This window comes from Curtobacterium sp. PhB190 (assembly GCF_004365385.1).
Classification (GTDB): Bacteria; Actinomycetota; Actinomycetes; order Actinomycetales; family Microbacteriaceae; genus Curtobacterium.
Genome location: NZ_SODN01000003.1, coordinates 396,626 through 417,366 on the forward strand (window position 1 = coordinate 396,626; position 20,741 = coordinate 417,366).

At 70.8% G+C, this 20,741-nt stretch carries 21 protein-coding genes and 1 tRNA gene; 13 read left to right on the top strand and 9 right to left on the bottom strand.

Annotated features, from left to right (window positions below; translation table 11 throughout):
• Window positions 1-38: 38 nt before the first annotated feature.
• The 3 genes from mscL to EDF47_RS07210 all read right to left on the bottom strand — a co-directional run bounded on the left by mscL (window position 39) and on the right by EDF47_RS07210 (window position 1,481).
• Entirely contained in the window at window positions 39-539 is a 501-nt protein-coding gene (gene mscL, locus EDF47_RS07200; protein ID WP_133938858.1) for a large conductance mechanosensitive channel protein MscL, read from the bottom strand.
• Window positions 540-610: 71 nt separating this feature from the next.
• Window positions 611-895: an FmdB family zinc ribbon protein gene (locus tag EDF47_RS07205; RefSeq protein ID WP_133938860.1), complete on the bottom strand. Its 285-nt coding sequence runs from the start codon at window positions 893-895 to the stop codon at window positions 611-613.
• Window position 896: 1 nt separating this feature from the next.
• On the bottom strand, window positions 897-1,481 hold the full coding sequence (locus EDF47_RS07210) for a 5-formyltetrahydrofolate cyclo-ligase (RefSeq protein ID WP_123293363.1): 585 nt from the start codon (window positions 1,479-1,481) through the stop codon (window positions 897-899).
• 115 nt (window positions 1,482-1,596) lie between these two features.
• On the opposite strand from EDF47_RS07210, the gene galU reads away from it, so the two are divergent.
• From galU to EDF47_RS07235, 5 genes are all read left to right on the top strand, one after another.
• The gene (gene galU, locus EDF47_RS07215) at window positions 1,597-2,487 is read left to right on the top strand and encodes a UTP--glucose-1-phosphate uridylyltransferase GalU (RefSeq protein ID WP_111086297.1); all 891 of its coding nucleotides are present in this window, start codon (window positions 1,597-1,599) and stop codon (window positions 2,485-2,487) included.
• Between the two features lie 87 nt (window positions 2,488-2,574).
• Window positions 2,575-3,234 carry a GNAT family protein gene (locus EDF47_RS07220; protein WP_111086296.1) on the top strand — a complete coding sequence of 220 codons (660 nt, stop codon included), beginning with the start codon at window positions 2,575-2,577 and terminating at the stop codon, window positions 3,232-3,234.
• Window positions 3,235-3,333: 99 nt separating this feature from the next.
• Window positions 3,334-4,425 carry a hypothetical protein gene (locus EDF47_RS07225; protein ID WP_131877389.1) on the top strand — a complete coding sequence of 364 codons (1,092 nt, stop codon included), beginning with the start codon at window positions 3,334-3,336 and terminating at the stop codon, window positions 4,423-4,425.
• Window positions 4,426-4,498: 73 nt separating this feature from the next.
• Window positions 4,499-4,574: transfer RNA gene (locus EDF47_RS07230), tRNA-Ala, on the top strand.
• Window positions 4,575-4,770: 196 nt separating this feature from the next.
• On the top strand, window positions 4,771-5,598 hold the full coding sequence (locus EDF47_RS07235; RefSeq protein ID WP_131877388.1) for a hypothetical protein: 828 nt from the start codon (window positions 4,771-4,773) through the stop codon (window positions 5,596-5,598).
• Window positions 5,599-5,685: 87 nt separating this feature from the next.
• Here EDF47_RS07235 and EDF47_RS07240 read toward each other — a convergent pair whose 3' ends face one another.
• Complete coding sequence (locus tag EDF47_RS07240; RefSeq protein WP_123293366.1) at window positions 5,686-6,069, bottom strand: hypothetical protein; 384 nt, start codon at window positions 6,067-6,069, stop codon at window positions 5,686-5,688.
• 110 nt (window positions 6,070-6,179) lie between these two features.
• Here EDF47_RS07240 and EDF47_RS19765 point away from each other — a divergent pair, with 110 nt between their 5' ends.
• Complete coding sequence (locus EDF47_RS19765; RefSeq protein ID WP_243698000.1) at window positions 6,180-7,229, top strand: amidase domain-containing protein; 1,050 nt, start codon at window positions 6,180-6,182, stop codon at window positions 7,227-7,229.
• Between the two features lie 61 nt (window positions 7,230-7,290).
• Here the strand turns inward: EDF47_RS19765 and EDF47_RS07250 are convergent, their stop codons facing one another.
• The 4 genes from EDF47_RS07250 to EDF47_RS20165 all read right to left on the bottom strand — a co-directional run bounded on the left by EDF47_RS07250 (window position 7,291) and on the right by EDF47_RS20165 (window position 12,587).
• A complete protein-coding gene (locus EDF47_RS07250; RefSeq protein ID WP_207913206.1) occupies window positions 7,291-8,520 on the bottom strand; it encodes a hypothetical protein in 1,230 nt (409 codons plus the stop codon).
• Window positions 8,521-8,671: 151 nt separating this feature from the next.
• On the bottom strand, window positions 8,672-10,534 hold the full coding sequence (locus EDF47_RS07255) for a glycoside hydrolase family 2 TIM barrel-domain containing protein (RefSeq protein WP_131877387.1): 1,863 nt from the start codon (window positions 10,532-10,534) through the stop codon (window positions 8,672-8,674).
• A gap of 87 nt (window positions 10,535-10,621) precedes the next feature.
• A complete protein-coding gene (locus tag EDF47_RS07260) occupies window positions 10,622-11,077 on the bottom strand; it encodes a MaoC/PaaZ C-terminal domain-containing protein (RefSeq protein WP_123293369.1) in 456 nt (151 codons plus the stop codon).
• Between the two features lie 49 nt (window positions 11,078-11,126).
• The gene (locus tag EDF47_RS20165) at window positions 11,127-12,587 is read right to left on the bottom strand and encodes a CHAD domain-containing protein (RefSeq protein WP_133938866.1); all 1,461 of its coding nucleotides are present in this window, start codon (window positions 12,585-12,587) and stop codon (window positions 11,127-11,129) included.
• 141 nt (window positions 12,588-12,728) lie between these two features.
• Between EDF47_RS20165 and EDF47_RS07270 the strand changes: the two genes are divergently transcribed.
• Window positions 12,729-14,066, top strand: coding sequence for a phosphotransferase (locus EDF47_RS07270; protein WP_133938868.1), 1,338 nt, complete (start codon window positions 12,729-12,731; stop codon window positions 14,064-14,066).
• Window positions 14,067-14,168: 102 nt separating this feature from the next.
• On the opposite strand, the gene EDF47_RS07275 is transcribed toward EDF47_RS07270, so the two are convergent.
• Entirely contained in the window at window positions 14,169-14,525 is a 357-nt protein-coding gene (locus EDF47_RS07275; protein ID WP_173170823.1) for a DUF1844 domain-containing protein, read from the bottom strand.
• A gap of 288 nt (window positions 14,526-14,813) precedes the next feature.
• On the opposite strand from EDF47_RS07275, the gene infC reads away from it, so the two are divergent.
• The 6 genes from infC (at window position 14,814) to pheT (ending at window position 20,729) form a co-directional block, all read left to right on the top strand.
• Window positions 14,814-15,509 (top strand): translation initiation factor IF-3, encoded by a 696-nt coding sequence (gene infC, locus EDF47_RS07280; RefSeq protein WP_123293372.1) that lies wholly within the window; start codon window positions 14,814-14,816, stop codon window positions 15,507-15,509.
• A gap of 60 nt (window positions 15,510-15,569) precedes the next feature.
• Window positions 15,570-15,764 (top strand): 50S ribosomal protein L35, encoded by a 195-nt coding sequence (rpmI, locus tag EDF47_RS07285; RefSeq protein ID WP_111086286.1) that lies wholly within the window; start codon window positions 15,570-15,572, stop codon window positions 15,762-15,764.
• Window positions 15,765-15,791: 27 nt separating this feature from the next.
• Window positions 15,792-16,175, top strand: coding sequence for a 50S ribosomal protein L20 (rplT, locus tag EDF47_RS07290; protein ID WP_111086285.1), 384 nt, complete (start codon window positions 15,792-15,794; stop codon window positions 16,173-16,175).
• A 65-nt stretch (window positions 16,176-16,240) separates the two neighbouring features.
• On the top strand, window positions 16,241-17,104 hold the full coding sequence (locus tag EDF47_RS07295; RefSeq protein ID WP_123293373.1) for an RNA methyltransferase: 864 nt from the start codon (window positions 16,241-16,243) through the stop codon (window positions 17,102-17,104).
• A 92-nt stretch (window positions 17,105-17,196) separates the two neighbouring features.
• The gene (gene pheS / locus EDF47_RS07300; protein WP_111086283.1) at window positions 17,197-18,237 is read left to right on the top strand and encodes a phenylalanine--tRNA ligase subunit alpha; all 1,041 of its coding nucleotides are present in this window, start codon (window positions 17,197-17,199) and stop codon (window positions 18,235-18,237) included.
• Window positions 18,237-20,729 (top strand): phenylalanine--tRNA ligase subunit beta, encoded by a 2,493-nt coding sequence (gene pheT, locus EDF47_RS07305; protein ID WP_133938870.1) that lies wholly within the window; start codon window positions 18,237-18,239, stop codon window positions 20,727-20,729. Before pheS ends, pheT begins: the two co-directional genes overlap by 1 nt.
• The last annotated feature ends 12 nt before the right edge of the window (window positions 20,730-20,741 follow it).

Sequence of the window (20,741 nt, forward strand, 5' to 3'; positions counted from 1 at the left end):
GGGGCGCGATCGCGGCGCTTTCGGCGGGGACGACCCTGCTAGAGCTTCGTCGAGCCGCCGATGCCGGGTCCCTCGGGAGCGGTGTTCGGGGCGATGTGCGCGCCGGTTCCCGTGCTCGTGGAGACGCCGTTCTGGGAGCGGAGCAGGTCGCGGATCTCGAGCAGCACCTCGACGTCCGTCGGGGGCACGTCCTGCGGGGTCTGCTCCTCGTCGTTCTTGACGCGCTCGAACGCCACCTTCTTCAGGTGGTTCACGGGCACGACGAGCGCGAAGTACACGACCGCGGCGACGATGACGAAGTTGAGCACCGCGCCGATGATCGCGCCGAACAGGATCTTCGCGTCCCCGCCGGAGACCGTCGGGATGTGGACGACGAGCGCCTTGTCGAGGCTCGACGCGTTGAAGACCGCGCCGATCAGGGGGTTGATGAGGCTGGTGACGATCGCGGTGACGATCGCGGTGAACGCAGCACCGATGACGACTGCGACGGCCAGGTCGATGACGTTGCCGCGGAGCAGGAACTCCTTGAAGCCCTTCACGGGACTCCTTCCGGTCGAGGACAGTCGCCGGACGGCGACCCCATCAACCTATCGGCGAGGAGTGCTCGTGGTCAGGAGGCGCTGGGCTTCGGCGTGCTCGGCTTCGACTCGGTCTTCGCCGGGGCGGACTTCGTCTCTGACTTGGCCGGCGTGCTCGACGAGCTCTCGGACTTCGGCGCCGGGCGGGAGTCGGTGCGGTAGAAGCCGCCGCCGTTGAACGTCACGCCGACGGGGGAGAACACCTTGCGCAGGACACCGCCGCACACCGGGCACTCGGTCAGGGTGGCGTCGGAGAACGACTGCTTGATGTCGAACGCGTTGTCGCACTCGGTGCAACGGTACGAGTAAGTGGGCACGTCAGCTCCGGAACGTGATGATGCGCGACGGCGTGATGATGCCGTCGACGGGTTCGTCGTGGGGTTCGCGCGGGACCTCGTCGAGGTACTCCGCGTCGAAGATCACAGCATAGACGGGCGGGCGCTTCGCCATGGACCCGAGGGTCTTGTCGTAGTAGCCGCGACCCCATCCCATCCGGACGCCGTCGTGCCCGACCGCAGCCGCGGGGGCGAGGATCGCGTCGACGTCGTTGATGGCGATCGGGGACAGGACCTCGCCGACGACCTCGGGCATGCCGAAGATGCCCTCCGTCTCGCTCTCACCGTCGCCGACCGCCCAGTCGAGCAGGCCGTCCTCGCGCGTGACCGGCAGGAGCACCCGGATGTCGTGCGCGAACGCCCAGTTCAGGAACGGCCGGACGTTCGGCTCGTCCGACGCCGAGAGGTAGAGCGCCAGCGAGGTGACCTGGCGCTCCTCGGCGAAGCGCTGCAGGGTCGCGGTGAGCGCCGCACTGTCCGCGTCGCGTTCCGTCGTGGTCCGGGTGCGCCGCCGCTGCCGGAGTTCGGCTCGCAGGGCGCGCTTCTCGTTCCCGAGATCAGCGATCATGCGCAGGAGTCTACCGAGCGCATCCGTTGCGGCTTCCCGCCGGGAAACGCGCTGATGCCGTGTCCCCAGTAGCGATGACATGCCCCGGAAACCCGGATCGGATACGGTCTGGGGCATGGGCTTCCAGATTTCCAAGGCGGTGATCCCAGCGGCAGGGCTGGGCACTCGCTTCCTCCCCGCGACCAAGGCGATGCCGAAGGAGATGCTCCCCGTCGTCGACAAGCCAGCCATCCAGTACGTGGTGGAAGAGGCTGTCGACGCAGGACTCACCGACGTCCTGATGATCACGGGCCGCAACAAGAACGCACTCGAGAACCACTTCGACCACGTGTCGGAGCTCGAGGAGACCCTCAAGAAGAAGGGTGACCACGAGAAGCTGCAGAAGGTCAACCAGTCGACGGACCTCGCCGACATGCACTACGTGCGTCAGGGCGACCCGCTCGGCCTCGGCCACGCGGTGCTCCGCGCGAAGATGCACGTCGGCCGCGAGCCGTTCGCCGTGCTCCTCGGCGACGACATCATCGACGCCCGCGACCCGCTGCTCAAGCGCATGATCGAGGTCCAGGGCGAGAAGAACGCCACGATCGTGGCGCTGCTCGAGGTTCCCGAGTCGCAGACCCACCTGTACGGCATCGCCACGGTCGAGCCGACCGACACCGACGACGTCGTGAAGATCACCGGGCTCGTCGAGAAGCCCCCGCAGGGCGAGGCGCCCTCGAACCTGGCCATCATCGGCCGCTACGTCATCCGCCCCGAGGTCTTCGACGTCCTCGAGAAGCAGGAGCCGGGCAAGGGCGGCGAGATCCAGCTCACCGACGCGCTCATGAAGATGGCGAGCGCCGAGGAGTGGACCGGCGGCGTGTACGGCGTCGTGTTCCGTGGACGCCGGTACGACACCGGTGACAAACTCGACTACATCAAGGCGATCGTGCAGCTCGCCTCGGACCGCGAAGACCTCGGCCCCGACCTCAAGTCGTGGCTGAAGGAGTTCAACGCGGGCGAATGAGTCGGCCATCCCGCCCGGGACCGTGCACACGGACCCGGGCGGGACACCCCGTCCCGCACAGCGGCGGGATCCCGGAGGAACCAAGCGATGACGACGATCCCGACCCTGTCCCACGGGCGGGTCACCATCCGGCCCCTCCGGCTCCGTGACACGCGCGACCTCGACCTCGCGCTCGCGTCGAACCGTTCGTGGCTCCGCACCTGGGAGGCCACGAACCCCTCAGGACACGTCTCCACCGACGTCCGCGGCAGCATCCGCGCGCTCCAGGCCAACGCCCGCGCGGGACTCGGACTGCCGTTCGCGATGGAACTCGACGGCCGGTTCGTCGGGCAGCTGAACGTCTCCGGCATCACCTACGGGTCGCTGGCCAGTGCCTCGATCGGCTACTGGGTCGTCGAGGACGCCGCCGGACACAACGTGACCCCGATCTCGGTCGCCCTGGCCGTCGACCACTGCTTCCGCGCGGTCGGCGTGCACCGCATCGAGATCTGCATCCGGCCCGAGAACGCCCCGTCGCTGCGCGTCGTCGAGAAGCTGGGCTTCCGGTACGAAGGGCTGCGCCGCCGGTACATCCACATCAACGGCGACTGGCGCGACCACTTCTGCTTCGCGCTCGTGGCCGAGGAGGTCCGTGAGGGCGTCCTCGAGCGCTGGGTCCGCGGGCAGGTGCCACCCGGCCTCGGTGCCGTGCCGCTCGCGGCCCGTGACGAAGCGGCGCTGCCGATCACCACCACGCCGCGTCTCTGACGGGAGGCCCGTGGCACGTCCCACGGATTCCGCCGCGACACGCGCAACACGCGTTCCGCAATCACGCGACGGGGATACCCCCGCCCCTACCGTGTCCCCATGGCAGGAATCGGCTCGTGGGGTGGCGGCATCGTCCTGCTCGTCGCGGCCGTCCTCTGGCTCGTCTACCTGATGCCGTCGTGGGCCGCCCGACGCCAGTACCTGGCCACCGAACGCAACGCGATCCGACTGCAGCAGACCCTGCGGATCCTGGCGCAGACCGCTGAACTGCCCGACGAGGTCCGTGTCGAGATGAACGCGAAGTCCCTGGCCGAGGCGCAGCGCGTCGCCCGGTCCGAAGAGGCCAAGCGCACCGCGATCGTCCGCGCCCACGAGGCCGCACGTCAGCGCGAGATCACCCGTCGGCTTGCCGAGCAGGCCCCCGTCCTCGAGCGTGCGTCGTCGGTGCCCGCACTGACCGCGCTGCGCATGCGACGCTCCCGGCTCGGAGCCACCCTGTTCGGCACGCTCGGCGTCGTCGTCGCGCTCGTCGTCTTCGTCGCAGCACCCGCCCTGTGGCTCGTCGGTGTCGCCGGGCTCCTCGCCGCGGGTGGGTCCGCAGCCGTCCTTGCCCAGCTGCACCAGGTGGCGACGGCACGGAAGACCCGTGTCGCGGCGGCCGAGGCGGGCGCGACCCGTGCCTCCCGGCCTGCGAGCACGTGGACGGACCCGGCACCGCCGCTGACGACCGAGCAGTCCGCAGAACCCGCGCAGGACCGCAGCTGGACCCCGAACCGGGTGCCGAAGCCGCTGTACGTGGAGCGACCGACAGCGCCCGCTGCCTCACCGGAGTCGTCCGCCGAGCTCGCTGCGCGACTCAAGGAGCGCGTCGCCGAGGCCAAGGCGGAGGCGGATGCCGAAGCCGCCGCCATCCGAGCGGGCGAGGCCGACCCGTCGCTCGCCCGGGTGTCACGCATGCGGCCCGAGCTCGAGGACGCTGCCGCGTCGCTGTCCGCCCACGACCAGGGGCGTCTCGCCGAGCGGCTGGGGCTCCGTGCTCCCGCAGTACCGGAGCTCGTCGCGGAGACGCCGGACGAGCCGACCACGCCGACGGGTCCGCCGAGCAAGTGGGCCGGCATGGGTGTCCTGGACGACGACGCGTACCAGCAGGCCGACCTCGACGCGATCATGCGTCGGCGCCGCGCGGTCTGAGTCGCGGCTCGCCCGACCGGCTGTCCACGATTTCGGATCGGCCGAACGGTGGTGCTAGTGTGGTCGAGCACTTGGGGCTATGGCGCAGTTGGTAGCGCGTCTCGTTCGCAATGAGAAGGTCAGGGGTTCGAATCCCCTTAGCTCCACCAAGGCAATGCCGAAACGGCCCGGAACCGACAGGTTCCGGGCCGTTCTGCGTTCGGTGAGTTCCACAGGCTCGCGTCACTGTGTCGTCGTGCACAGTTCGCGAACAGGGGTGGTGTGTTGCTGAGCGCATCGTTCTAGACTCACGGTGCGTCGACGGGGCGCGGCCCGCCCACGCGCAGGTCCAGTCAGGGGGAGAACATGAACCGTCTCAGTCGTCTTGTCGCGACCATCTCGGCCGCCGTCGTCGTGGCTGCGGGCCTCGCAGTGGCAGGGCCGGCTTCGGGGGCTTCTGCCGCTGTCACGCCGCTGGGCGTCGACATCTCCTGGCCGCAGTGCGGCGCTCAGGTGCCGACGGGTCAAGCTTTCGCCATCGTCGGGGTGAACGGCTCCCTCGGTGACTCAACGAACCCGTGCCTCGCCGAACAGCTTCGCTGGGCTGCACAGTCCGTAGGCGGATCGACTCAGCCCAAGACACAGCTGTACGTGTTGTTCGCCAACCCGGGACTCAAGGCGAAGGTCTGGCCGACGTCGAACGCCTACCGCGGCAAGACGCCGTCGAACCCGTTCGGAAGGTGCGCGACCAAGGGCGGTAAGAAGCAGCTCACCCTGGCGTGCTCGTACATGTACGGGTACGCGAGGGCGTACGACGACGTCACCATACGTGGTGCCGGGCGCCCGGCCGCCTACCGATGGTGGCTGGACGTCGAGACTGGGCTGTCCTACCAGTCGAACACTGCGCAGAACCGCGCTGCGATGCAGGGCATGATCACTGGACTCAAGGCCGGTGGGGTCCGGACGATCGGCCTGTACTCGACGGTCTCGCAGTGGAAGACCATCGCAGGTCCGGTCAAGTCGAACAGCCCGCTCTACGGACGATCGAACTGGATTGCCCTCGGCAAGAGCACCGTCACGAAGGCGCGAAAGGCATGCTCTGGCGCGCCGCTGCCCGGCGGCAAGATCGCGATGGTGCAGGTCGAGGTGCGGTACGGCTCAGCCACGATTGACCGAAACGTCTCCTGCTCCTGACGAGGCCACACGCGGTTCGCGACGATCCACGAGTCGTTCGTCGGGTGTTCTGTCGGAAAACGCGTGCCAGCGCCCGCGGCGACCGCGTCAGCTCGCGAAGCTGTCCGTCAGGACGCCCGCCTGCGCGAATGACGTGTGGATCGCGTTCGCGGCCTGCTCGAACGCGCGGTTGCCGCGCGAGATCCCGATCGCCCCGCCCTTGATCGCGGACTTGCCGGAGCCGCGCAGCAGTCGAGCGACGGTGCGGCCGTCCGCGGTGACCATGATCTGCACGTCGAGCCGAGTGTGGAAGGTGCGGTCGTTCGCGAGACCGCCGATGAGCAGCGTCAGGCCCATGCTGCCGCGGGTGGCCCGGAGCGCTCCCTGTTCGGCGTCGTCCACCGTGTAGCCCTCGCGGCTGAGGGCGAGTCGGACCTGACCGCGAGCGGTCTCGGGGTCGGTGGCGACGAAGAAGTCGTGGCTCTCGGGCATGGTCTGCTGATCCTCTCGAACGCGTCCGTGCGGACGCGGAGGACGCTCGCCCCCCGGAGACGATCATGCCGTGTCGGAACGTCAGGTGCGTCGCTTACGCTGGCTGTGTCATGACTGCCTCGATGAACCGCCGCGCACTCCTGTCCCTCGCCGGTGTCGCCGGGATCGGGCTCGCGGTCGCCGCGTGCTCGTCCGGCAGCGACGATGCCGGCAAGAAGAGTGGCAGCAGCGGCAAGGACGACAACGCCGAGGGCGGCACGAGCACGACCACCCCCAAGCCCGCCGCGAAGTCCCTGACCCCGGCGCAGGTCCCGCTCGTCGGCGGCGTCACGGTCACCGTCGCGGGCACCGGTCTCGCCGCGGTCAAGGGCGTCACCGTCGGCGGGGTCGCCGCCCGCGACGTCACGGCGACGGCGTCGAAGGTCACCTTCACGGCTCCACACCAGGCGATGTACACCGCCGGTGACGCCGCCGTCGCGCTCTTCACCGAGTCGATCGAGCCGACCCCGTCCGCCAACCAGTCGTCCGACGGCAACGGCAGCGCCGCGAACGACGGGCAGACCGGCGCGACGCAGGACTCGGCCACTGCGACGCCGACCCCCACGGCAGCGCCGGTGCCCGATGCATCCACCGCGGTGGCGACGTCGTCGATGGCCTACGTCGCGTTGACCGACGTCGACCGGCAGCTCCAGTACGCGATGGCGCACTGGAAGGACTACAACCTGTCCGAGTACGGCACCATGAACCCGATCGGTGGCGACTGCGCGAACTACGTCAGCCAGACGCTCATCGCCCGCGGTTGGGAGCAGCGCTCCGACTGGTACAACCGGGCCGCCGGCGCCGAGCACAGCGCCACGTGGACGTACTGCCCGACGATGGACCCGTGGCTCGAGACGAACGCTGCGGAGTTCGGGCTCACCCGACGCTCCTCGGACGAGCGCGACAAGGTCAAGGTCGGCGACATCGTCTTCTACGACTGGAACGCGAACGGGTCGCCGGACCACACCACCATCGTGTCCGAGGTCTTCACCGAGTCCGACGGCACCATCCGCATCAAGTCGGCGAGCCACAACCAGGACGGCCCGTACCGCGACCTCGACGAGATGATCACGGTGCAGCACCCGGGCGGAAGCGCCTGGTTCCACACCTTCGACGCGTAGCCCGACGGGCCCGCGCCGCGCTCAGGAGCACCGCGAGCAGCTCAGGAACACCCCGAGCACCTCAGGGGTACCCGAGGAACCAGAGCAGCACGATCGCGACGGGCTGCAGGCACACCCCGACCACGAGCCACGTCACCGCTCGCCGCCGCGTCCGCACGAACACGTCCGACCCGAGCAACGGCGCCATCGGCATGAGCAGCCGCGGCAACGACTGCTGCGGCAGGAACACCGCGACCAGGTACAGCCCGTACGACGCCGTGAACGCGAGGACGTCCGGTCCGAGGGTCCGGGTACTCCTGCGAGAGAAGAACCACACCGCGCCGACGAGCACCGCGACGACGAGCACGATGCCGAGCGGTCCGAGCCACGTCGATGCCATCGTGAACCACGGCGTCAACGGGGCGAAGTGTCGTCGCCCGACGAACCCCACCCACCACGACAGTTCGGTGTCCAGGTAGGCGTTCGGCCGCCCGGTCACCGCCGAGGCGATCACCGGCCAGGCCAGACCCGCCGCCGCGACGACGAGCCCGGACGCCACGATCGTGATGCGGTCACGCCACGGGAACACCTCGGCAGGTCGAGCAGACCGGCGGGACCCGACCCACCGGACGACCAGGTGCACGGCCAGCGCCACGGCCAACGCGAGGACCCCGGGTTTCGTGAACGCCGCGACCACCCCGAGCGGCGCGATCAGCCAGTACCGCCGCCGGACCAGCGCCAGCAGCGCTCCGAACAGCAGCACGAGCAGCAGGCTCTCGGCGTAGGCGACCTGCAGCAGGAACCCGGTCGGCGCGAACGCGAACAGTGCGGTGGCCCAGCGGGCCCGGTGCGAGCACCCGACCGCGAGCACCAACCGGTACAGCAGCACGCAGGCCCCGGCTCCCGCGATCGTCGCCACGAGGACGCCGGCGACCCAGAACGAGGCCCCCGTCAGGGTCATGACGGCCCGCACGATGGCCGGGAACACCGGCAGGAACGCCCAGGCGTTCGGCGCGACGTGACCCGCATCGTCGAGGGGGAGCGTGGCCGGGTACCCGTGCTCCGCGATGGTCCGGTAGAACGAGGCGTCCCACGATCCGGAGAACGTGAAGAACGACGGGTCCTGCCGGTACGACGCGAACGTCCAGTCGTTCGCGGTCGCCAGCACGTACATCGTGGCGAGCAGCAGCGTGCTCACCAGGCGCGAGGCGGCCCAGATGAGCAGGGGCGCGGTCCACGCACTGCGGGCTCCGGTCAGCAGGCTGCGCACCCCCGACCGGGAGGCCCGGCTCGTCTCCGCCACGCTCGTCACCCGCCCGATCCTCGCAGACCAGGGCCCGTGCCCGCGTCAGCGGGCGGCCGTGCGTCGGGCTGCGCGCCGACCTGCCCTCATGGTGAGCAGCGGTGGTCGGGTCCGTCTACCGGACCCGACCATTACTGCTCACGAAGTGCGGGCCTCCCGGCTAGCGACCGGTGACCGCGCGACGGATCTGCTCGATCGGGACCTTCGGGGAGCGGTCGGCGTTGAGCAGGCCGTTCGTCTCCTGCATGGTGTCGGTCAGCTGCGTGTAGCAGGAGCCGGCCAGGAACGAGCTCGCCCGGATCGCGTCGTACAGCGCCGTGATGCGGGTGACCCAGTCGTCGCCGTCGCTGGCCGAGGTGTAGCCCCAGCCGTCCTCGCGCTGTGCACCCGGCTGGTAGTTCACGCCACCGAACTCGGTGAGCATCACCGGCTGGCCGAGGTCCTGCGCGCCACCCACGAGCACCCAGCGGTCCGACGGGCCGAAGTGGGCGAACAGTGCCGTGCGTGCTGCGTCGTCGGCGTAGGTGCGGGCGAGTGCGTCGCCGGCACCCTCGTAGTCGTGGATCGTGACGATGTCGGAGTTGGTGTGCTCCCACCCGTCGTTCGAGATCACCGGACGCGTCGGGTCGATCGCCCGCGTGACGTCGGCCAGGGACCGGGCGTAGGCCTGCTGCGCCGGGTCGGTGGCGATGTGCTGCACGCCCCAGCTCTCGTTCGCCGGCACCCACGTGACGATCGACGGGTGCGAGGCATCACGCTCGACGGCGTCCATCCACTCGCGCATCAGGCGCTGGACGGCTCGCGGTGAGAAGGCGTAGGCGCCGGGGGCCTCGCCCCAGACCAGGATGCCGAGTCGGTCCGCCCAGTACAGGAACCGGGGGTCCTCGATCTTCTGGTGGTTGCGCGCCGCGTTGAAGCCGAGCTCCTTGATGAGCTCGACCTCGCGGCGCAGTGCTTCGCGCGACGGTGCGGCGATGTGCGAGTCCGGCCAGTAGCCCTGGTTCAGGACACTGCGGACGTCGTAGCTGCGGCCGTTCAGCAGGAAGGTGCCGCCGTCGACGCCGACGGTGCGGAGCCCGAAGTAGGACGCGACGGAGTCGATCGGCGTCGTGCCGGTACGGGGGAGGAGCGAGACCGTGGCGTCGACCAGGCGCGGGGCGTCCGGGGTCCAGTGCAGTTCGTCCTCGGCCTGCCCGTTCGTCTGGCGCGCGATCGGCACGACCACGTCGAACTCGTCCGAGGTGTCACCGAGCGTGGCCTCGACGGTGGCGAGGTGCTCGTCGCGCTCGTCCCACCGGGCGACGACGCGCAGGCGCTCGCCGCCGGTGCGGCCGCCAGCGATCCGGACCGTCAGGCGGACGGTGGCGTGGTCGACGTTCGTCCAGCGCAGGTACTCGATCGAGGCGGTCGGCACGGCCTCGAGCCAGACCGTCTGCCAGATGCCCGTGGTGCGGCGGTACCAGATGGCGTGCGGGTCCTCGTGCCAGTCCTGCTTGCCGCGGGGCTGGGTCAGGTCGTGCGGGTCGTCCTCGGCGCGGACGACCAGGGTGTGGACGGCGTCGGGGTCGGTGGCGAGGGCGTCGGTCACGTCGAAGGAGAACGGCGTGTGGCCGCCCTCGTGTTCGCCGACGAACTGGCCGTCGATCCAGACGCGGGCGCGGTAGTCGACGGCGCCGAAGTGCAGGACGAGTCGGGGTGCGGCGGTGCCGAGACCGGCGGCCTCGAGATCGGCGCGGGTGATCGCACGGGAGTACCAGACCACCGGGTGGAAGCCGGGCTCGTCGATGCCCGAGGCGACAGACTCGGGCGGGAACGGCACGACGATGTCGCGGGCGTCGGGGAACCCGGTGCGCCAGGCGGTGTCGTCGCCGTCGTTCCGGAAGGACCACGTGCCGTCGAGGTCGGCCCACGCGGTGCGGAGCATCTGCGGCCGGGGGTAGGTGCCGTCCTGCCGCGAGGCGAGGGGGAGTGCGGGAGCGGATGCGGTGTCAGGTGCGGCCACGGTGCCGTCGAGCGTGCTCATGGGTCCATGCTCCCGCGCTGGTACATCGTTGTAAAGAGTGTCGCAACGATTGCCATCCGGAGAACTCGGTGGGTGCTCGGGGCGACGTCAGGCGATCGCGGCGTCGCGCGTCAGGACCATCACGTCCATGCGTCCCTGCTGCACGACGTCGCCGCGCTGGTTCCGCAGTGAGACCGTCCGCTCGACGATGCCGGTCGTGCCGGAGCTCGTCAGGCGCGTCGACAGGATCTCGACCTCGCAGGTCACGGTGTCCCCGATGAACACCGGCGCGGTGAACCGCCACTGGTCGATCCCGAGCAGTGCCACGGCCGACCCCTCGAACACCCCGGTCCGTGCGATGAGCCCCAGGCAGAGGGAGGTGCCGAGCAGCCCGTGCACGACCCGCTGGCCGTACCGGGTCTTGCCGGCGAACTCGACGTCGGTGTGCACCTGGTTGTTGTCGTTCGTCCACGAGGCGAAGGACACGACGTCCGCCTCGGTGATCGTGCGACCCGGGGTCGTGAAGGTCTGTCCGGCGGCGAGGTCCTCGAGGTAGTGGGGCACGCCTGCGATTCTCGCAGAGGAGCGCGACGAGCAGCAGGCCGAGCAGCGCTCACAGCCGGGCGAGCAGCTTCCGCGATCGTCGCAGCCCCCGCTCGAGCACGGCGTGCTCGGCCGTCGCCAGCGCCCCGTACCCGAAGGTGTCCGCGCCGTCCCGAGCCGCGGGCCCGGACAGCCGCCGGTAGGCATCTGCCGCGTGTGCCGCGTCGAGGGCGTCACCGAGCGTCTCCTGCACCCGCCGCAGCCGGCCGAGCCGCCGCTTCCCGAGGTCGGCGACGTCACCGGCTGCCTCCAGCGCGTACCGCAGGCGCCGTGCCGCCTTCCGGATCTCGCGCAGGACGTCGAGACCCGCCGCACCACCGTCGACCAGTCGTCGGACCCGAGCGCGCTCGCGGTCGATGCGCTTCGCCACGAAGGCAGCGGCGGCGTCGTCGGCGTGCGGTCCGGCCGGGGCGCGGAGCAGCAGCTGGTCCAGCGCGTCGAGGGTACGGAACCAGTCGTCCGAACGCAGCGCCAGGCGGAGTTCCGCTGCGGCCGCGCTGCGGAGTGCCGCCGCCTGCTCGCCGATCCGGTCCAGCGTCGGCGCGTCGACGAAGCCGTCGGGGGCCCGCGCCGCTGACCGGAACAGCCCGCCGTGCAGGACCTCGGCATCGCGGGCGACACCGGCGACCCGTCCGGCTTCGGCGAGGGCGGCCCGCAGTGCCTCGGTTGCCTCGCGGTCGAGGGCTCCGCGGTACGCCGCGAGCACGCTCCGCAGCCGACGGACCACCTTCCGGAAGTCGTGCACCGACTCGTGGTCGTCGGCGCGGACTCGGGGGTCGACCGCGACGAGGTCGGCGCGCAGCGACTCGAGGACCCGCAGCACGAACGCCGCAGCGGTGCCCGAACGTGGTCGCTTCGCCCGGTTGCCGCGCCGCTCCGGGGCGAGCACGGGAGCGGGCGCAACCGCGACCGCCGAGGTCGACGGCGGCTCGGTGGCCGCGTCGTCCAGCGCTCGCTCCGCGGCCCGTGCCGTGGCGCCGTCCCGCCCGTCGTCCGACAGGGCCCACCACCGTGCGGACCGCAGCACCGTGGTGTCCGGGTCGCCTTCGTCCACCCGGACGTCGGCGATCTCGGCCCGGACCCGACCGTCCTTGCCGCGCAGGGTCACGAGCGTCGTCGTGGTGTCCCGGAGGCGGACCGTCGCCACCGCCCGCCCGCGCAGGAACACCTCGACCCCGTCACGCGGGGGCTGCTCGCCGTCCGGTCGATCGAGGTCCGCGCCCACCGGCACCGGGCCGTCGCCGTGGTCGAGGCTCCAGGCGCCGTCCTGGGCGCGGGTGAGCGTCACCCCTTCGGCCGCGAGCACGCGCTCGTCGGAGTCCCACACGGTCTCGCGGAGCGACACGGGCTCGTGCCGTTCGACGGCGGATGCGAGGGGCTCGAGTGCCGGCAACCGGCGGTCGTCGGGGATCCGCCAACTCCGGCGGGGGTCGGTGCGGGCGGTGTCGGGGGCGGGGTGCTGGCTCGGCATGTCCGCAAGTGTCGTCCGCCAGCACCCGTGCGGTCCGAGCGCAGGCGCGTTCTGTGGACGGGCGGCCCAGAACCGCGAGCTGTGCAGGGATGAGTGACGGACTCGGCACCTCGCCAGCACTCGGCGCGTACGGTCCGCTGCATGAGCGACGGAGCCCGCCACCCCAGCGACACCGCACCCGACACCCGCGACACCGCACCCCCGAGCGCCACCGCACCCCCGAGCGCCACCGCCCCGAGCGACCACGACCTCGAGTCCTGGATCGCCGACCGCCGGTGGTACGCCTCGAAGGGGTCCGTGCCGCGCCTCCGCACCCTCTCCACCGCCGACGACACCCGGCTCGTCCTCGACGAAGCCCCCGCAGCACCAGCGGCTCCGGTCCTCTACCAGTCACCCGTGACCAGCGGCCCCGACGGCACCATCGCCGACGCCACCGCCGACCACGCGTGGATCACGGCGCTCGCCGCACGCATCGACGCGGACCCGCAGAGCCTCCGCCCCATCGGCACCGTCACGGCTGCCCGCGTCCTGACGGGTGAGCAGTCCAACACCTCGGTCATCTGCGACACCGAGTCCGGTGCCCGCGTCATCATCAAGGTGTTCCGCGTCCTGCACCACGGCGACAACCCCGACGTCACGACGCAGCTCGCGTTGTCCGCAGCCGGCAGTGCTCGCGTCCCCCAGGTCTACGGCGCACTACGGGGCAGCTGGCCCGACGTCGGGCAGGGCAGCGGCACGGCGACCGGTCACCTCGCGTTCGCGCAGGAGTTCCTGCCGGGCCTCGAGGACGCCTGGCGCGTGGCCCTCGAGGAAGCGCACGCCGGCACGCCCTTCGGCGATCGGGCCGAGCATCTCGGGGCGGCGCTCGCCGAAGTCCACCGCACCCTCGCCGAGGCACTGCCGTCCGAGCCCGCCGACGAGGCGCGACGACGGACCGCCGTCGCGACGATGGACGAGCGGCTCGACACCGCCGCGCGTGAGGCCCCGGCCGTCGCCGAGCACGCAGACGCGATCCGAGCGGTGTACGCCAGGGCGGCGGCGACGCCCTGGCCGGACCTGCAGCGCATCCACGGCGACCTGCACCTCGGGCAGGTGCTCGCTGCCCCGGAGCCGCGCGGGTGGGTCTTCCTCGACTTCGAGGGGGAGCCGCTCCGCCCTCTGGCCGAACGCTCGTTGCCGGACGTCACGCTCCGTGACGTGGCCGGCATGCTCCGGTCGTTCGACTACGTCGCCGGAGCCCTGGCGCACGACGCGGAACCGGTCGACGCAGCGGGCTGGGCGGACGAGGCACGCGTGCGGTTCCTCGACGGGTACCAGCGGGGGACCGGCACCGACCTCGGCGCACACCGGGAACTCCTGGATGCGTTCGAGCTCGACAAGGCCGTCTACGAGGTCGTCTACGAGACCCGGAACCGACCCGACTGGGTCGGCATCCCGCTCACGGCCGTCACGCGCCTGGTCGGCCGCAGCGGGTCCTGACCGCGCACCCGAAGGCGGACGGGAGGCCCGTGGCGATCCCGCCACGGGCCTCCCGTCGAACGCCGTGACGGACAGTGCCCGTCGTGCGTCAGCCGCCAGCCGTCAGTTGACGGGGCCGGTGTACTTCTCGCCCGGTCCGGCGCCCGGTGCGTCCGGGATCGCCGACGCCTCGCGGAACGCGAGCTGCACCGAGCGCAGCCCGTCGCGCAGCGGACGGGCGTGGTGGTCGCCGATCTCGGTCGCCGCGGCGGTGACCAGTCCGGCCAGTGCGGTGATGAGCTTGCGCGCCTCGTCCAGGTCGGTCTGCTCCTGGGGGTCGTCGGCCAGGCCGACCTTCACGGCGGCGGCACTGAGCAGGTGCACGGCCACGGTGTTGATGAGTTCGACGGCCGGCACCTCCGAGATGTCCCTGGCGGCGTCGATGCCGCTGCCGTCGTCGTCGATCGGGGTGTCGGTCACGGTACTCCTCTGCTAGACTCGCTCGCGGCAGATGCTGTCCGTGTGCCATCAGGTTCTCCTGAAGCGCTCGGACGGTGTCACGAAAGAGGAGTCTCTCCCACCCGCGGCCGCGTTCCACCAGGCTACCGGGTCACCACCGCTCCACGAGTGCACAGCAACTGGGTGCACACGTCGGTCGGGTCCACGGATCCGACGCAGGGCGGCTGCCGAACGGGTTCCGATCCGTGCGTCAGATCTCCTCTCTCGTGCTGTCGTCCAGGGCAAACGTCCCGGACGACCACCACCTGATTGAAGGAGCTCCGCATCACCGATCCCCGTACCAACGACCGAATCCGCGTTCCCGAAGTCCGACTCGTCGGCCCGCAGGGTGAGCAGGTCGGCGTTGTCCCGATCGCCATGGCACTGCGCCTCGCGCAGGAAGCCGAACTGGATCTGGTCGAGGTCGCGCCGAACTCGAAGCCGCCCGTGGCCAAGATCATGGACTACGGCAAGTTCAAGTACGAAGCCGCTCAGAAGGCCAAGGAAGCCCGTCGCAACCAGGTGAACACGGACCTGAAAGAGGTCCGTTTCCGCCTGAAGATCGACGTGCACGACTACGAGACGAAGCGCAAGCGCGCCGAGGGGTTCCTCCTCGGTGGCGACAAGGTGAAGGCGATGATCCTCTTCCGTGGCCGCGAGCAGTCGCGTCCGGAGCAGGGTGTCCGTCTCCTCCACAAGTTCGCGGAGGAGATCGCCGAGTTCGGCGTCGTCGAGTCCCGTCCCACCCAGGACGGCCGCAACATGACGATGATCATCGCCCCCCTGAAGAACAAGTCCGACGTCAAGGGCGAGCAGAACGCGAAGCGCGCTGCACAGAAGGCCGAGCGTCGTGCCACCGAGCACGCTGCGAAGGACCACTCGGACGCCGAGACGGAGACCGAGGCCCCGGCCGAGGCTCCCGCGCAGGACACGGCACCGGCCAAGAGCGACGCTCCCGCCGAGTAGGTCACCCAGACCGACCCCGCAACGACGCGGCTCCCATCCATCCCACGGAAAGGCACCACCATGCCCAAGCAGAAGACCCACTCCGGGTCGAAGAAGCGCTTCAAGATCACCGGTACCGGCAAGGTCATGAAGCAGCAGGCCGGTATGCGTCACAACCTCGAGGTCAAGAGCTCCAAGCGCAAGGCCCGCCTGAACGAGGACCAGGTCCTCTCCAAGGCAGACGCGAAGAACGTCAAGAAGCTCCTCGGCCACTGAGCCCCCGGATCGTAAAGGAATAGTGCAATGGCACGAGTAAAGAGAGCGGTCAACGCCGCCAAGAAGCGCCGCGTCATCCTCGAGCGCGCCGAGGGTTACCGCGGCCAGCGTTCGCGTCTGTACCGCAAGGCCAAGGAGCAGGTCACCCACTCCCTGGTCTACGCGTACCGCGACCGTCACGCGAAGAAGGGCGAGTTCCGTCGCCTGTGGATCCAGCGCATCAACGCTGCGTCCCGTGCGAACGGCCTGACCTACAACCGTCTGATCCAGGGTCTGGGTCTCGCCGGTGTCGAGGTCGACCGTCGCATCCTCGCCGACCTCGCGGTGAACAACCCCGAGACCTTCACCGCGCTCGTCGAGACCGCGAAGAAGGCCCTCCCGGCCGACACCTCGGCCCCGAAGGCTGCGTAGTCAGTTCTTCTGCTCGCGAAACCCCCGCCGCACGGCGGGGGTTTCGTCGTTCCTAGACTTGGGTCGTGAGCGAACTCCTCGAGAACCCCCGTGCCGGACGCGTGAAGGCCGTCGCGGCCCTGTCGAAGAAGGACGTCCGTGCCGAAACGGGCCTCTTCCTGCTGGAGGGGCCGCAGGCGGTGCGTGAAGCACTCGAGTACGCCCCGGAGCTGCTGCGCGAGCTCTACGTGACGCCGACGGCCGCAGCCCGCTACGGCCTCGACGACGCGCCGGTCGACACCTGGTTCGTGACGGAGCAGGTCCTCGACGCGATGGCCGACACCGTGACGCCGCAGGGCGTCGTCGCCGTCTGCCAGCAGTTCCCGACGTCGGTCAAGGACGTCTTCCCGGACCGTCGCGTCGGTGATGCTGCTGCTGCCGTCGACCTGGAGGCCCGTGGGGACGCCGACGAGCCGGCCGCGTTGCCGGGGCTGGTCGCCATCCTCGAAGAGGTACGGGACCCGGGGAACGCCGGCACGATCATCCGCGCCGCCGACTCCGCCGGCGCCGACGCGGTGGTCCTCACCGGGCGGTCGGTGGACCCGTACAACCCGAAGGTCGTCCGGTCGACCACGGGCTCGCTCTTCCACGTGCCGGTGTCGGTCGGCGTGACCCTGGCCGACACGATCGCGCGGGCGAAGGCACTCGGGTACACCGTGCTCGCGGCCGACGTCTCGGGTGACGACCTGCCGGTGGTCCGGGCCGAGGGCATGCTCGACGGTCCGACCGCGTGGGTGTTCGGTAACGAGGCCCGTGGGCTCACGACCGAGGACCTCGCGCTCGTCGACCGTGCGGTGAAGGTGCCGATCTACGGCCAGGCGGAGTCGATGAACCTGGCGACGGCGGCCTCGGTCTGCCTGTACGAGTCGGCGTTCGCACTCCGGAGCTGACCTCCCTCCACAGTTCGGTCGTCGGCATCGGCCATCCACAGTCCGACCGGTGCAGGCGGGTGGTATCCCGTCGGCCGGTAGGCTTGGGTCTCGTGTCAGAACCTCTCGAGATCAGCGAATCGGCCGTCGCCGACGCCGTGGACGCAGCACTCGCCGCCGTCCGCGCCACGACGACGGTCGCCGAACTGAAGCAGGCCAGGGCCGAGCACACCGGTGAGCAGTCGCCGCTGGCTCGGATGAACGCGTCGATGCGCAGCGTCCCGCCGGAGCAGAAGGCCGCGGCCGGCAAGCTCGTCGGTCAGGCCCGCGGGCGGCTGAACGCGGCGATCGCGGAGCAGGAGTCGGTCCTCGCCGTGGCCGAAGAGCGCGCGCGGCTCGAAGCCGAGCGCGTCGACGTCACCGCGTTGCCGACCCACCGCCCGACCGGCTCGCGCCACCCGCTCTCGCTGCTCAACGAAGCCGTCGCGGACATCTTCGTCGGCATGGGGTGGGAAGTGGCAGAGGGCCCCGAGCTCGAGCACGAGTGGTTCAACTTCGACGCCCTGAACTTCGACCAGGACCACCCGGCCCGGGCCATGGCGGACACGATCTTCGTCGAGCCGGTCGACCGGCACCTGGTCATGCGCACCCACACGTCGCCCGTGCAGGTGCGGTCCCTGCTGTCCCGCGACCTCCCGCTCTACGTCATCGCTCCGGGCCGCGTGTACCGCGCCGACGAGCTCGACGCCACGCACCTGCCGGTCTTCACCCAGGTCGAGGGCATCGCGATCGACAAGGGCCTGACGATGGCACACCTGCGCGGCACGCTCGAGCACTTCGCCCGCCAGGTCTTCGGCGCCGAGGCGCAGATCCGTCTGCGCCCGAACTACTTCCCGTTCACCGAGCCCAGCGCCGAGATGGACGTCTGGCAGCCGAACGCCAAGGGCGGCGCCCGGTGGGTCGAGTGGGGCGGCTGCGGCATGGTCAACCCGAACGTCCTGCGTGCCGCCGGCATCGACCCGGACGAGTACCAGGGCTTCGCCTTCGGCATGGGCATCGAGCGGACGCTGCAGTTCCGCAACGGCCTGAACGACATGCGTGACTTCCTCGAGGGCGACATCCGCTTCTCGCAGCAGTTCGGAACGGTGGTCTGATGCGCGTCCCACTCCGCTGGCTCGGCGAGTCCGTCGACCTCCCCGAGGACGTCACCCTCGAGCACGTCCACGCGGCGCTCGTGTCGGTCGGCTTCGAGGAAGAGGACGTCCACACGTTCGACCTGACCGGCCCCGTCGTGGTCGGCCGGGTGCTCGAGCGCGTCCCGGAACCGCAGAAGAACGGCAAGACGATCAACTGGTGCCAGGTGGACGTCGGCGAGCCCGAGCCCCGCGGCATCGTCTGCGGTGCGCACAACTTCGACGTGGGCGACCTCGTCGTCGTGACGCTGCCCGGCGCCGTGCTGCCCGGACCGTTCCCGATCGCGGCCCGCAAGACCTACGGCCACGTCTCCGACGGCATGATCGCCTCAGCACGCGAGCTCGGTCTCGGTGACGAGCACGAGGGCATCCTCCGCTTCGCAGACCTCGACATGGAGCCCGACGTCGGCCAGGACGCCATCGCGCTCCTCGGCCTCGACGACGCGGCGGTCGAGATCAACGTCACGCCGGACCGCGGGTACGTGCTGAGCATGCGCGGTGTCGCACGTGAGTACGCCCACGCCACCGGCGCGAGCTTCCACGACCCCGTCGACCGCGTCGCCCCCCGCACGGCCGAGGGCTTCTCGGTCACGATCGACGACCAGGCCCCGATCCGCGGTCGCGTCGGCGCGAGCACCTTCGTCACCCGCGTCGTCCGAGGCATCGACCCCACCGCGAAGACACCGGCCTGGATGGTGTCGCGTCTCGCCCTGGCAGGCGTCCGTTCGATCTCGCTGCCGGTCGACATCACGAACTACGTCATGTTCGAGCTCGGCCAGCCGCTGCACGGCTACGACCTGTCGACCGTCCGCGGCGGCCTGGGTGTCCGTCGTGCGGCTGTCGGCGAGACGCTCGAGACCCTCGACGGCGCCGTGCGGAAGCTCGACCCCGAGGACCTCGTCATCACCGACCACGACGGCCCCGTCGGGCTCGCCGGCGTGATGGGCGGTGCCCGGACCGAGATCTCGGCGAGCACGACCGACGTCCTGATCGAGGCAGCTGGCTTCGACCAGGTCTCGATCGCGCGGACCGCTCGCCGCCACAAGCTGCCGAGCGAGGCCTCCCGTCGGTTCGAGCGCGGCGTCGACCCGCTCGTGGCCGAGGCTGCTGCGAACCGCGCCGTCGACCTCCTTGTCGAGCTGGCCGGCGGCACGGCCGATGCTCTCGGTTCCACGCTCGTCGACACCGAGCCCCGTGCAACGGTCGCCATGCGGACCTCGCGTCCGGCGGAGCTCATCGGCGTGGACTACACCGACGCCGAGGTCGTGGACACCCTCCGTGCGATCGGCGCGACGGTGCAGGTCGACGGTGCGCAGCTCGCCGTCACCCCGCCGACCTGGCGTCCGGACCTGACCGACGACACCACGTTGGTCGAAGAGGTCGCGCGGATCGTCGGGTACGACCGCATCCCGAGCGTGCTCCCCGTGGCCCCGCCCGGACGCGGGCTCACCCCGCACCAGCAGGCGCGCCGTCGGGTCTCCGCGGCCCTCGCCGCCGCGGGTCTGGTCGAAGCGGTGACGGCGCCGTTCGTCTCCGCCGCGACGCAGGACGCCTACCCGGGGATCGACCCGCAGGGCGGCCCGAGCGTCGTCCTCGCCAACGCCCTCGACAGCGAGCAGAACCTGCTCCGCCGCAGTGGTGTGCCGGCCCTCGTCGACGCCGCCCGCCGGAACGTCTCGCGCGGCCTGCTCGACGTCGCGCTCTACGAGACCTCGCGGGTGTTCCTGCCGGTGACGGGCGTGACGCTCGGCACCGACGAGGTCCCGGCCGGTGCCGCGCTGCCCGACCGCGCGACGCTCCAGGCGCTCGACGCGTCCCTGCCCGCACAGCCGTTCCACGTGTCCGCCCTGCTCACCGGCAACCGCGTCGGCAAGCAGGCGGGCGTCGCGGCCGAGCAGTACGGCATCGCCGACGCGATCGACGCGGCCCGCCAGGTCGCGTGGGCCGTCGGCGTGGAACTGCGCGTCGTGCAGACCACCCACCCGTCCCTGCACCCGGGCCGCGCGGCGTCGCTGCTCGTGGGCGACACCGTCGTGGGCGTCGCCGGCGAACTCCTGCCGGAACTGTCCGCCGCTGCGGTGCTGCCCCGCGTGGTGGCCGTGGTCGAGCTCGACCTCGACGCCATGGTGGCCGCGGCCCCCGACCTCGTCGCGGTCGCGCCGATCGTGTCGTACCCGGCAGCGACGCAGGACCTGTCCCTGGTCGTCGACGCCGGGGTGCCGGCCGGTGACGTGTTGGATGCGGTCCGCTCTGGTGCCGGAGACCTGTTGGAGTATGCTCGGCTCGTGGATGACTACCGGGGCTCCGGCGTGGACGAGGGACAGAAGTCCCTGACGTTCGCCCTGCGCTTCCGTGCCACGGACCGCACGCTGACCGCTGCCGAGGCCACCGAGGCCCGTGACGGCGCAGTCCGACGTGCCGGCGAGCGATTCGGGGCGACCCTGCGCGACTGACCCACGACGGGA